General features: G+C 67.5%; 11 protein-coding genes. 4 read left to right on the forward strand and 7 right to left on the reverse strand.

Annotated elements, in window-relative coordinates; genetic code table 11:
* Window positions 1-67: 67 nt before the first annotated feature.
* Both OG804_RS18575 and guaB read right to left on the reverse strand, forming a co-directional pair.
* Entirely contained in the window at window positions 68-1,249 is a 1,182-nt protein-coding gene (locus tag OG804_RS18575; RefSeq protein WP_328388191.1) for a GuaB3 family IMP dehydrogenase-related protein, read from the reverse strand.
* Between the two features lie 248 nt (window positions 1,250-1,497).
* The gene (gene guaB / locus OG804_RS18580) at window positions 1,498-3,039 is read right to left on the reverse strand and encodes an IMP dehydrogenase (RefSeq protein WP_328388193.1); all 1,542 of its coding nucleotides are present in this window, start codon (window positions 3,037-3,039) and stop codon (window positions 1,498-1,500) included.
* Window positions 3,040-3,308: 269 nt separating this feature from the next.
* Here guaB and OG804_RS18585 point away from each other — a divergent pair, with 269 nt between their 5' ends.
* Entirely contained in the window at window positions 3,309-3,722 is a 414-nt protein-coding gene (locus tag OG804_RS18585; RefSeq protein ID WP_030522220.1) for a DUF5319 domain-containing protein, read from the forward strand.
* Window positions 3,723-3,878: 156 nt separating this feature from the next.
* Here OG804_RS18585 and OG804_RS18590 read toward each other — a convergent pair whose 3' ends face one another.
* From OG804_RS18590 to OG804_RS18600, 3 genes are all read right to left on the reverse strand, one after another.
* Entirely contained in the window at window positions 3,879-5,072 is a 1,194-nt protein-coding gene (locus OG804_RS18590; RefSeq protein WP_328388196.1) for an anti-sigma-D factor RsdA, read from the reverse strand.
* A complete protein-coding gene (locus tag OG804_RS18595) occupies window positions 5,065-5,643 on the reverse strand; it encodes a sigma-70 family RNA polymerase sigma factor (RefSeq protein ID WP_328388198.1) in 579 nt (192 codons plus the stop codon). Before OG804_RS18595 ends, OG804_RS18590 begins: the two co-directional genes overlap by 8 nt.
* Window positions 5,644-5,769: 126 nt before the next feature.
* The gene (locus tag OG804_RS18600) at window positions 5,770-6,615 is read right to left on the reverse strand and encodes a hypothetical protein (RefSeq protein ID WP_328388200.1); all 846 of its coding nucleotides are present in this window, start codon (window positions 6,613-6,615) and stop codon (window positions 5,770-5,772) included.
* A gap of 806 nt (window positions 6,616-7,421) precedes the next feature.
* Here OG804_RS18600 and OG804_RS18605 point away from each other — a divergent pair.
* Window positions 7,422-7,715, forward strand: coding sequence for a WhiB family transcriptional regulator (locus tag OG804_RS18605; RefSeq protein WP_328388202.1), 294 nt, complete (start codon window positions 7,422-7,424; stop codon window positions 7,713-7,715).
* Between the two features lie 100 nt (window positions 7,716-7,815).
* A complete protein-coding gene (sigK, locus tag OG804_RS18610) occupies window positions 7,816-8,430 on the forward strand; it encodes an ECF RNA polymerase sigma factor SigK (protein WP_328388204.1) in 615 nt (204 codons plus the stop codon).
* 66 nt (window positions 8,431-8,496) lie between these two features.
* Here sigK and groL read toward each other — a convergent pair whose 3' ends face one another.
* Both groL and groES read right to left on the reverse strand, forming a co-directional pair.
* Complete coding sequence (gene groL / locus OG804_RS18615; protein WP_328388206.1) at window positions 8,497-10,104, reverse strand: chaperonin GroEL; 1,608 nt, start codon at window positions 10,102-10,104, stop codon at window positions 8,497-8,499.
* A gap of 105 nt (window positions 10,105-10,209) precedes the next feature.
* Complete coding sequence (gene groES, locus OG804_RS18620; RefSeq protein WP_327152586.1) at window positions 10,210-10,512, reverse strand: co-chaperone GroES; 303 nt, start codon at window positions 10,510-10,512, stop codon at window positions 10,210-10,212.
* Window positions 10,513-11,017: 505 nt separating this feature from the next.
* Here groES and OG804_RS18625 point away from each other — a divergent pair.
* Complete coding sequence (locus OG804_RS18625) at window positions 11,018-12,589, forward strand: Hsp70 family protein (protein WP_328388208.1); 1,572 nt, start codon at window positions 11,018-11,020, stop codon at window positions 12,587-12,589.
* Window positions 12,590-12,806 lie beyond the last annotated feature (217 nt).

Raw genomic sequence — 12,806 nt, forward strand, 5'->3', positions numbered from 1 at the left:
GTTTCGGCGCGCTGGCGCGCGCGGGGGTTGAGGCCCGTCCCGGCGAAGCCGGACGCGACAGCGCCGCTCAAGCGCGGACGCTGAGCCCGACCTTCTGGAATTCCTTGAGGTCGGAGTAGCCGGCCTTGGCCATGGAACGGCGGAGGCCGCCGACCAGGTTGAGCGAGCCGAAGGGATCGTCGGAGGGGCCGGTGAGTACTTGCTCGAGGCTGGGACGCACCGTGGCCGCCGGGGACGTGTGCCCGGTGAGGAGTTCGTCGGCGAAGTCCCAGGGTTCGTCCAGGGACAGCAGAGAACCGCGCGGCACCGAGGGATGCGCGGCCGCGGAGGGCCAGTACCAGCCGCGACCCGGCGCCTCGGCGGCGAGTGCGAGCGGGGCGCCGAGCATGGCGGCGTCGGCACCGCAGGCGATGGCCTTGGCCAGGTGACCGGAGGTGTTGATATCGCCGTCGGCGATCACATGGACGTACCGGCCGCCGGTTTCGTCGAGGTAGTCGCGGCGGGCGGCGGCGGCGTCGGCGATGGCCGTAGCCATCGGTACACCGATGCCGAGCACCTCCCCGCTGGTGGTGGCGCCTTCCTGTGACCCGTACCCGACGATCACACCCGCCGCCCCGGTCCGCATGAGATGCAGTGCGGTGCGGTGGTCGCTCACGCCACCGGCGACCACCGGGACATCGAGTTCGGCGATGAAGGTCTTCAGGTTCAGCGGCTCCCCGGCGCTGACGTGCTCGGCCGAGATGATCGTGCCCTGCACTACGAGCAGGTCGATGCCCGCCTGCAGGAGGCCCGGGGTGAGGCTCTGCGCGTTCTGCGGGCTCACCCGTACGGCCACGGTGACCCCACCGGCACGCACCTGCGCCACCGCGGCGGCGAGGAGGTCCGGTTGCATGGGTGCGGCGTGCAACTCCTGGAGGAATGCGACCGCGCGCTGATAGCCGCCCTTGCCGGCGAGTTCGACCAGTTGTTCGATCTTGGCACCCACATCCGCGTGCCGGGCCCACAGGCCTTCCCCGTTGATCACTCCGAGGCCGCCGCGGCGACCGATCTCGATCGCGAATTCCGGGGAGACCAATGCGTCGGTGGGGTGGGTGAGGAAGGGGATATCGAACCGGTAGGCGTCGAGCTGCCAGGCCAGTGACACCTGGCTCGCCGATCGGGTGCGGCGCGAGGGAACGATATCGACATCGTCCAGTTCGTAGGTTCGGCGAGCCGTCCTACCCATTCCGATCTCGACCATATCGCGCACGAATACTCCTGTGTTGATGGCGCGCTCGCGCGCGCGAGGTCGCGGCCCCTCGGTCCCGCGTTTCCGCCGCGAGACCCGCACCTGCGGCGCATGCCGTTCGAGGGGCGGACGCAGGACGGACCGCGACCCTTTCCGGGCCTCGCAAGACTCGGCACCGATGACAAAGTTTCACCTGGTGAACCGCGTAATTCCACGTAAACCTTACACACCGCGCCCCGGGACGGCCCAGACGGCCGACCCGGTTCGTCTCACCGCCCGGTGTAGTTCGGCGCCTCCACGGTCATCGTGATGTCGTGGGGATGGCTTTCCTTCAGGCCCGCCGCGGTGATCTGAACGAACTGCGCGTCCTGCAGACCGGAAATGGACTGGGCGCCCGTATAGCCCATCGCCGCGCGGAGTCCGCCGACCAGCTGGTGGATCACCAGGTTGACCGGACCGCGGAACGGCACCCGGCCTTCGATGCCCTCCGGTACGAGTTTGTCCTCGGCCAGCACATCGTCCTGGAAGTAGCGGTCCTTGGAGTAGGACTTCGCTTGGCCACGCCCCTGCATCGCGCCGAGCGAGCCCATACCGCGATAGCTCTTGAACTGTTTGCCACCGACGAGGATCAGTTCGCCCGGTGATTCGGCGGTTCCGGCGAGCAGCGATCCGAGCATCACGGTGGAAGCACCCGCGGCGATGGCCTTGGCGATATCGCCGGAGAACTGGATACCGCCGTCGGCGATGACGGGAACCCCGGCCGGCTTACAGGCCGATACGGCTTCGAGGATGGCGGTGATCTGCGGTGCGCCCACACCGGCGACCACGCGTGTGGTGCAGATCGAGCCGGGCCCGACACCGACCTTCACCGCGTCGGCGCCGGCTTCGACCAGTGCGGCGGCCCCGGCCCGGGTGGCGATATTGCCGCCGATGACCTGGATCCGATCGCCGACCTCGGCCTTCACCTTGCTGACCATGCTGAGCACCTGGCGCTGGTGCCCGTGGGCGGTGTCGACCACCAGGACGTCGGCGCCGGCGTCGGCCAGGGTCATGGCCCGCGACCACGCGTCGTCGCCGACTCCCACGGCCGCGCCTACCAGCAACCGGCCGTCCCGGTCCTTGGTGGCGTCGGGGAACTGATCGGTTTTCACGAAGTCTTTGACGGTGATGAGCCCGCGCAGCCGGCCTTCGCCGTCCACGATCGGCAGTTTCTCCACCTTGTGCCGGCGCAGCAGACCGAGCGCGGCCTCCGCGGTGACGCCTTCCTGGGCGGTGATGAGCGGCACCTTGGTCATGACATCGGCGACGCGACGGTCCTGATCGACTTCGAAGCGCATATCGCGGTTGGTGATGATGCCGACCAGCGCACCCGTCTCGTCGACCACCGGGAGCCCGGAGATACGGAACCGCGCGCACATGGCGTCGACTTCGGCGAGGGTGTCGGTGGGGCGGCAGGTCACCGGGTCGGTCACCATGCCCGCTTCGGAACGTTTGACGGTCTCCACCTGGCTCGCCTGATCGGCGACCGACAGATTGCGGTGCAGGACTCCCATACCGCCGGCCCGGGCCATGGCGATGGCCATCCGGGCTTCGGTGACGGTATCCATCGCGGAGCTGACCAGCGGGGTCCGCAACCGGACCTCCCGGGTCAGCTGACTCGACGTCTCGACCGAGCTGGGGATCAGGTCCGATGCGGCGGGGAGAAGCAGCACATCGTCGAAGGTGAGGCCGAGCATGGCGATCTTGTCCGGATCGTCACCACCCGTATGAGGGCGGACTGCGGTGCGCTCGCCCGGTACGGGATTACTCATTCGGATCGACCCCTCCTGGACATCGGCAGAGCTACCGGGGTTCGACGACCCGATAGCGAACTGTTACTGGGATTGGACTGCGGCGCCGGCTCTGATTTTCCTCCGGCGGTGGCCGGGTGATCGGTACTCGTCGGCGCCGTGACACCATGGTATCGGTCCGGTTGGACCATGGATCAACTGAGGGCTGCACCGATCGATCGACGGGCAGCGGCGAAACTGACGGCGCGGACGGCTGGCGCAGACCACCCTGTTCTGCGTACCGTGGGGATGTGCGTGACCATCTACCACCTGGCTTGCCGCCGGATCCGTTCGCCGGAGACCCCGCCGACCCGTCCGCCGCGCTCGATGCCATCGAGCCGGGGGAACCGCTGGATCCTCACGAGCGCCTTGCGGTCGAGGAGGATCTCGCCGATCTCGCAGTCTACGAGGCACTACTGGCCCACCGCGGTATCCGCGGGCTGGTAGTGAGCTGCGAGGATTGTCGGCAGGATCACTACCACGACTGGGATATGCTGCGCGCTAATCTATTACAGCTCCTCGTCGACGGCACGGTCCGCCCGCACGAGCCCGCCTACGACCCGACTCCGGAAGCCTACGTGACCTGGGATTACTGCCGCGGCTATGCCGACGCTTCGATGAACGAGGCGTTCCACGGCGACGGGTTCGACGCTTTCGACAGCTGAGTTCGGACAGCCGGCCCTGCCGGTGCGATCGGCCGCCGGGCAGACGGTCGATCTGTTTTCGTTGCCCAGATCAGCTGACGAGCGCGCAACAGCTGTGACCGATCACACGAATGGCCATCCACTTCGTTTCGTGGATGGCCATTCGTGTGTCGATGCTCAGCTGGTGGGAACACCCGGGAGAGTCGTCGGAATCTGTTGAGTGGCCGACGGCGCCGACGGCACGCTCTGCGGAACCTCGGGTACCGACGGTTGCGCCGGGCCGGGGGAACTGATCGTGGACTGCGCCGGGGTGGACGGCTCCACCGAATCGGCGCCCGGCCCCTCCGGGGTGGTGGTCGGCCCCGGGGGAACCTCCGGTGCGGTGTTGTCGTCCGGAGGAGCCACATCCGGCGCCTGTGTATCCGGTGCCGGTGTGCCCGGCTTGGTGGTGCCGCCCGGCCGTTGCGGACCCGGCCGGTCGGGCGCCGGCTTATCGGGTGCCGAGGCATCCGGTGCGCTGGGCCGATCGCCGCCGGGGCGACCCGGCTGGTCGAACGGCAGTTCGCTGTCCGAACCGGGTGTCGTGGTCACCGTGCTGCCGGGCCGTTCCGTGCTCCCGCCGGGTGACGACGGCTGCACCGGGGCGCCCGGAACAGGCGCGGGAGCGGATTGCTGCAGCTGGTCCGCGATCTCCGGGGGCACCACTTTGCGAACTTCCTCGAACAGCTGGTTCCAGCGGTCGACGAGTTGGTTGCGTTTGGCCGGATCGTTGACCTGGGTGGCATTGGCCGAAGCCTGTTCCAGCCGTTCCCGCGCCTCGTCCGGCTTGCCCTGTTCGAGCAGGGTCTGCGCGGCGGCCAGATCGTCGTCGGCATACTGCACGACTGTGCTCTGGGCCTGTTCGCTGAACACGACTTCTTTGACACGCCACAGCGCGTCGCCGGGTTCGGCCTGATAAGAGAATGCCGAGAGCCCACCGAATACCAGCGCCAGCGCGGCCGCCGTGGTGGCTATCGGCCGGAGCAGCCGTAATCTGCCGCCGGACTGTGCACCGATCCTGGCCTGCCGGGCACCGATCTCCTGGTTCACGGCCGCGACCACGGTATCGAGATCGGGCGCGTCCGGTAACGGCGGCGCCACGATCTCGGCCCGCCAATCCGCCAGCAGTGTCGCCAGCTGGAGTTCCTCGGTGCTCTCGGTGGGGACGGGTCCGCCACGGGCGATAGCGTCGATCAGTTCGTCATCACGACGGACCGCGACGATATCCACCGGTTCGGATCCGGTACCGGAGCCCTCGGCATAGGGATCGGTGTTCCGCGATGCACGCCGCGCCCATTTCTCACCCCGACCGCGCCCGCCATCCCTAGCCATACATTTCACCTGCCCTCGCCACTTGTGCCTTCAATTTTGCGAGCGCCCTGTGCTGGGCGACCCGGATCGCGCCCGCCGTACTGCCCACGGCGGTTGCGGTTTCTTCTGCTGACAGACCCATGACCAGGCGCAGGATCAAGATCTCTCGATGCTTCTCCGGAAGGGTGGCCAGCAGGGTGTTCATCTGCCGGCTCGTTTCCGATTCGAGAGCCCGTTGCTCCGGCCCGTGGTCGGTGGATATGACATCTGGTACTTCGGCCATCGCCTCCGCCTTGTTACGGGAGGCGTTGCGATGGGCGTCGGCAACCTTGTGCGAAGCGATTCCGTATACGAAGGCCATGAACGGCCTGCCCTGGTCCTGATACCTGGGCAGCGCGGTCATGACCGCTAAACAGACCTCCTGCGCGACATCATCGGCGGAGAGTTGTCCACGCTCCGCGACTCCGATCCGCGCGCGGCAATACCGCATCACCAGCGGGCGGACCAACTTCAGTACCTGAGCTAAAGCGGACCTGTCGCCCTGCGCGGCGGCGGCGACGGCGCGGTCCAACTCTTCGCCCGTGTGCGTCATCGTCAGCGGAATTCCTGGCGTTACAAAGTGGCACGGTCGGTGATGACCGATGCTTCCGCCGGTCCAGCGGAACGGGTCCACAATAGGACACCGCCGACGGTTCGGGTCGAGACGGTAGAACTCGGGTTACCAACCCGCATCGCGAAATCGCCCGCCACGCCGGGCAATGAGTGTCCGACACGCGGCCGCGTCACCGGCCGCCGTGTCGCGAGGGCCGCCGGCGAGACCGGTTCGCAACATGGCGCAGGCCCAGCGCAACGGAACGAGACCGCTTTCGCGGCACTGTTCGTCGACGCGGGCGGCGAGCGCGGTCGCCCGGCTCGTATCGCCGGCGGCGCCGGCGGCCGCGGCGACCAGGAGCCGCGATTTCACCTGATGCCGCACCGAGGGACCCTGCTCGGCCGACGCGAGGGCCGCCTCGGCTTCGGCGAGTGCGGAGTCGCTGTGTCCACCCGCCAGTGCTGTCTCGGCGCGGACCCAGCGCAACCGGACCCGCACACGCGGGTACGCGGCTCCGGCTGCTCGCGCGTCCGGGACGGCGCTCGGGTCCGGTTCCCGGTAGCGCCCGGACTCGGCGGCGTCCAGCAGCGTCGAGCAGCGTTCGAGCAGCCGGGAGGACAGGGCGAGACGACCGGTTCCCAGCGCGTCGGCCGCCAGACCGATCAACGCATCGGCGGCCGCGTCGATGAGCCCGGGTTCGGCGCTGTAGCCCGCGAGACGCGCGCCTGGGGGCGTCTGCGCCCGCTCCTGCGCGTGGCGGGCCGCCTCCCACCGGACGGTATCGAGGGCGGCGGGGATTCCCGGCAGCACGAACGCGGCGGCCCGCCCGTCGTGGTGGGCGGCGAGCGCGTGCCAGCCGAGTTGACGCAGCAGTGAACCCGATGTCGAGGCGGCGAGTGAGAGCAGAACCGGATCGGAGGTAGCGGCGGACAGGCGGCGCAGCGCCGTGCGCGCGGCTGCGTAGTGGCCCACACCACCCAGAGCGACGGCTCGCCACCACATTTCGAGCGGATTTCGCGACTCCGGCAACTCGGCAGCGGATCGATCCGGATGGACGCCGAACGCGGCGTCTGCGAACCGGAGAGAGGGACTTTCGGGACTGGGCACCGGGGCGAACACCGGTGCACTGTACCGGCGGCGGGCACGATCTCCCGGCAGTGCGGCCGGGGCGTGGCACAGGAACGCCGGCTCAGCTATCTCCCAGCATTAATCGAATCGAGCATGTTTCGATCACGTTAAACTCCGTCGATCAATCCATGAGCGATCGCGCATCGAATTCAGGGACGTTTCGCTTAATTAACCTGAAGGCCCCTCGTCGGCCATCTGTAATCGTATCGAGATCGGGACACCATAGCCCATCCGGAGCGAACCCGGAGCATATTTCGGTCCGGACCGATCGAAACTTCCCACGCTCATAGCGCCGACCTGCGAATACGTCGACCAGCACGGACGCCGGATCGGACCCGGCAACAGCCCAACCACACAGTATCGCCGGGCGATTAGCGGAAGTAAACAGTCATCGAGGTTAAATTCAGAGCGCAAAATACCCGATAAATCAGGGCGTCAAACTGTTGACGGAATTTCCTCGGTACCCCTAACGTAACTCATCGCCACGTACGGCGCCGTGCGAAAACGCAACGGATGCCGGCGGCAGCGGTGCACCACGGCCGACGCATGTGGCCCCGCGCGTTCGAACGAACGCCGGGCACCGCCGGAGAAGATGTATCCATCACTCGCTCGACAATGCCGACGAGCTCGCGTCTACGAGGAGTTCCACCATGCCCATGCCCACCCACCTTCCCGGACCGAACGCCGATATCTGGGACTGGCAGATGCGCGGCTCTTGCCGGGGCGTGGACTCAGCGGTGTTCTTCCATCCCGACGGCGAGCGCGGTAGAGCCCGGGCTGCCCGTGAGTTGCGGGCCAAGAAGATCTGCCGGGCCTGCCCCGTGCTCATGCAGTGCCGGTCGCACGCGTTGAAAGTCAGCGAACCCTACGGCATCTGGGGTGGCATGTCGGAAACCGAACGAGAGATGCACGCCCGACGCAACCGACGCAGGATGGCGGTCTAGGGGGCAGCGCCCGACATCACGCCCCCGTCCGGCGCGACACCGCGTCTTCCACGGGGGCGCATACGCTCTCGGTTATAGCTTGCCGTTATTGTTATGACCGATGACACAGGAGAGTATCGAGCTCTCAGCGCTCTTGCAGCGCTGCGGCCACTCGGATGCCGAGGCTTTCGCCGAACTCTACGACCGGACCCGCACCCGGGTCTTCGGTCTGGTGTTGCGTGTCCTACAGGATTCCGGGTTCGCCGAAGAGACCACGCAAGAGGTCTACCTGCAGACATGGCGAACCGCGGCGAGCTTCGATCCGGCGCGCGGTTCGGCGGTCACCTGGCTGATGACCCTGGCCCACCGCCGGGCGGTCGACCGGGTCCGCGCCGAACAGGCGCACACCCAGCGTGAGATCGCCTACGGAGCCCGGATACTCGGGCACGACTACGACCAGGTCATCGAAGAGGTCGAGCGCAAACTCGACCATCAGGCCGTGGTCGTCGGACTCCGCACCCTCACCGAAACCCAATGGGAGGCGATCTCACTCGCTTATTACGACGGGCGGACCTACGCGGAGGTGGCCCGGCAGCTCGAAGTCGGGCTACCGACGGTCAAATCCCGGATCCGGGACGGACTGACCAGGCTGAAGAAGAGTATGGGGGCCCCGGCGCCGATAGGCGACCGGCGGCCGATACGAGAACGGGCCGTTCACATCCCTGGCAGGGTGTGAACGGCCCGTTCTCATTTGCCGTATGTCCCCGGCCGAACGGCGGAAACCGCGCGGCCGGGGCGACGATCAGTGGGCGTGGCCGTGCCCCTGGTGGTCGTCGTCTTCGGCGGGCTTCTCCACGATCGCGCTCTCGGTGGTCAGCACCATGCGCGCCACCGACGCCGCGTTGATCACGGCCGAGCGGGTCACCTTCACCGGGTCCACCACACCGTCGGCGAGCAGATCGCCGTAGGTCAGCGTGGCGGCGTTGAAGCCTTCCTTGCCCTCGCCGACCTTGCTGACCACGACGGCGCCGTCGAGACCGGCATTGGTGGCGATCCAGTACAGCGGCGCCTTCAGCGCGGCGCGCAGCACCTCGGCGCCGATGGCCTCGTCACCGGACAGTCCGGCGATCAGCCCGTCGAGCTTCGTGCCCGCCTGGACCAGCGCGGTACCGCCACCCGGGACGATGCCCTCTTCGACGGCGGCCTTGGCAGCGCTCACCGCGTCCTCGACGCGGTACTTGCGCTCTTTGAGCGCGGTTTCGGTGGCCGCGCCGACCTGGATCACCGCGACACCGCCGGACAGTTTGGCCAGCCGCTCTTCCAGCTTCTCCCGGTCCCAGTCGGAATCGGTGGCCTCGATCTCGCGACGCAGCTGGGCGCTGCGGGCGGCGATATCGTCGCCGCTGCCCGCGCCGTCGATGATCGTGGTGGTGTCCTTGGTGACCACCACGCGGCGAGCCGAGCCCAACACCTCCAAACCGGAATCGCGCAGGTTGATGCCGAGATCCGGGTTGACGACCGTACCGGCGGTGATGACGGCCAGATCGTCGAGGAACGCCTTGCGGCGGTCGCCGAAGAACGGCGCCTTGACCGCGACGGCCTTGAGGGTCTTGCGGATCGAGTTGACCACCAGGGTGGACAGCGCCTCGCCCTCGACGTCCTCGGCGATGATCAGCACCGGCTTACCGGATTCGGCGATCTTCTCCAGCAGCGGCAGCAGATCCGGCAGCGAGCTGATCTTTTCGCGGTGCAGCAGGATCTGGGTGTCCTCCAGCACGGCTTCCTGGCTGTCGCCGTCGGTGATGAAGTAGGGCGAGAGGTAGCCCTTGTCGAACTGCACGCCTTCGGTGACGACGAGTTCGGTCTGCAGAGTCGAGGACTCCTCGACGGTGACCACGCCGTCCTTGCCGACCGTGGTCAGCGCTTTGCCGACCATTTCGCCGATGACCTCGTCCCGCGAGGAGACGGTGGCGACCTGCGCGATGGCCTGTTCACCGCTGACCGGGGTGGCCGCGGCCAGCAGGGCCTCCGACACCGCGTCGGCGGCTTTGGCCAGGCCCGAGCCGATCGCGATCGGGTTGGCGCCCGCCGCGATGTTCTTCAGCCCGCCGCGCACCAGCGCCTGAGCCAGCACGGTGGCGGTGGTGGTGCCGTCGCCGGCGACATCGTTGGTCTTGGTGGCGACGCTCTTGACCAGTTGAGCGCCGAGGTTCTCGAACGGGTCCTCGAGATCGATATCACGCGCGATGGTGACACCGTCGTTGGTGACGGTGGGGCCGCCGAACGATTTGGCCAGCACCACATGCCGGCCACGCGGGCCGAGAGTGACCTTGACCGCATCGGCGAGTTTGTCGACACCGCGCTCCAGCGCCCGGCGAGCCTGCTCGTCGAACTGGATCTGCTTTGCCATATGTGTTCGCTCCTGTATCTGGTGCGCTTCGAGTTGTGTGGCACAACGCACTCCGCCCCGGGTCAGCTGTCGACACCGGGGCGGAACGCATGCGCGGCAGTCGAATTACTTGCCGACGACAGCCAGCACGTCGCGCGCGGACAGGATCAGGTATTCCTCACCCTGGTACTTGATCTCGGTACCGCCGTACTTGCTGTAGATGACGGTGTCGCCCTCCTGGACATCCAGCGGGATGCGCTTCTCACCTTCGTCGGCCCACCGGCCGGGGCCGACGGCGACAACGGTGCCCTCCTGCGGCTTTTCTTTGGCCGTATCGGGAATGACCAGGCCGGAGGCGGTCGTCGTCTCGGCCTCGTTGGCCTGGACGAGGATCTTGTCCTCGAGCGGCTTGATGTTCACGCTCGCCACGTTGAGCCCTCCACTTTCAGGGGATAACGGTCGTCCGGAACTGTTGTCCCGGACCATCGATTCGGTCACGATGCTGACCATGCGCAAAGCCCCGTCGTCGCGGGTGCCGGGACCGTCTGCTCAGTAGTCAAGCCTGGCACCGGGCAACGATCGGTGCCGACTAGCACTCTATACATGAGAGTGCCAGCGCTCAAGGGCGGGCACTGCCGATAACGATGCCGAGCGCGCCCGAATCGATCTTGCTGTCACCAAGACGCCACCGAACGTGCTTCCAGGTCCACGGGTTAGGAGCCCGCATGCCGGGTAGACCAGAGGAAAGAGGGCTTCCCAATAATTCTCCGACTCTGTAACGTTCGGATAACAGATCGTGACACCATGTGTGATGGTTGTTCGCGAAACCACCGTTCACCGCAGAAGACGGCAGTTTCGCGAACAACTTTCGGCATGTCCGGGGCCAGTATTCCGGCTCGATCGCCGGGTCCACTCGAAGGGAGGTGAAGAGAGTATGCGCACATCGCTCGGCATTTCGGCCGGGAACGAAGTGGTGTGCTCCGCGCTGGTCACCACGGCGGCCAACGGCGCGCGAACCTTCGACTATCGGGTCGTCTCCGCGGACGCGCATTCCGATCTGGGCGATCTCGTCGCCTCCTCCATCGAGTTGATGACCACCCAACTCCCCGCCAGCTCTTCCCACGAGGCGATCTTCGGCACCCATATCCCCGCCGCCCCGCCGACTTCCGGGCTCGACGTGATAGCCGACCGTCCACCCACCGGCGTCGCGGTGGCCTACCGCAGCAAGGAACAGGCGCAGGCCATCCGGATGGCCACCGGAAAACAACGCGAACCCCAACTGGTTCCGGAAACCACGGCGGCGCTCACCTTCCTGCGGGATACCGGTTTGCTGGACCGCTACGGGACGGTGGCCGTGGTGGATCTCGGCGCCTCGGGCTGCACCGTTTCGGTAGCCGACCCGGCCGACGGGGCGGTGCTGCACACCGCCCGCAGCACGACGGTCAGCGGACGCGCGATCGACGATCTGCTGTACCGGCATCTGGTCGATCAGCACTACGCCCGGCGCGGCACCCGGCCCAACAGGAGCGTGCTGGTGAACCGGGCCCGCACCGCCAAGGAACATCTGTCGGTCACCCCGGCCGTCACCATCGACCACATCGCGGGCCGGCCGCTGAAACTCACCCGCCCCGATTTCGAGGTGCTCACCGCCGGGCTGATGCGGGAACTCACCCGCTTCGCCTCGATGACCTTCGGCATGGCCGAACGGGCCCCGGAAGCGGTGGTGGTGATCGGCGGCGGCGCGAATATACCGGCCGTGCTGGAAATACTGCGCACCGAACTGGATCTCCCGGTCGTGACCGTGCCGGACCCGGACGCGGTGATCGCGAAGGGCGCCGCCCTCCTGGCCGATACCGCCCGATCCACGGCGCCGATCGGCGCGCTGACCCCGGACAAGTCCGGCAACACCCTGCTGAAAGCGTTCGGCACGGTGGCCGGTGCGATCGTGGTGGTCGGACTGATCGTCGGATACGGGGTGAACACCATGGCCCCCAGTTCCGACGAAGAGGTGTCCCCCGCCGGTACGACCAGCAGCGCCCAACTGCCGCCCACCACCACAACGGCACCGACCACGAGCGTCGCGCCCATCACCACCACCGCCGAGATCCCCCAGCAGCCCGTGGAAGAACCCGACGACGCCGGTGAGCCGACCACGGCGACCGAGGAGCCCCCGCTGGCGGTGGACCCCACCACGGGCGAATACCCCTCCACGAACGACGCGCCCACAACCTCGGACGTACCGTCGCCGTCCACGAGCACCGCACCGTCGGTTCCGGAATCGTCCCAGCCGACCCTGCGCCCGGACCCCAACCTCCCGCACATCCCGTTCCCGGAAGGACTCGGGCCGGGTGCGCTGGCACCGCCGTCGTCATCGGAAGAACTCCCGCCCGACCAGCCGTCGACCTCCGACGTTCCGCCCGCGACCGGCTCGCAGAAGACCCAGACGACACTGCAGGTTCCGCCACCACCCCCACCACGGCTACCCGGAACCGGGTCGGCGGGATAACCACCGCGAACCGACCGCATTATCGGCACGCGGCGCAGCGTATGAGTACGCACGTGCTGGTCGCCCGTCTTCCGGGCGTTTGCCACCCGTTGTTCGAGGCCCCTCTCGGGTCCGGAGCAGCCAGCTGGAGTGAAGAACCAGCAGTAAGGGCGTCCCGACCCTCACCCGCATCTTCTCCGAATGGAGCATCCCGTGGTCCGGGCCCGCCCCGGTTCTG

Source organism: Nocardia sp. NBC_00416, assembly GCF_036032445.1.
Taxonomy (GTDB): Bacteria; Actinomycetota; Actinomycetes; order Mycobacteriales; family Mycobacteriaceae; genus Nocardia.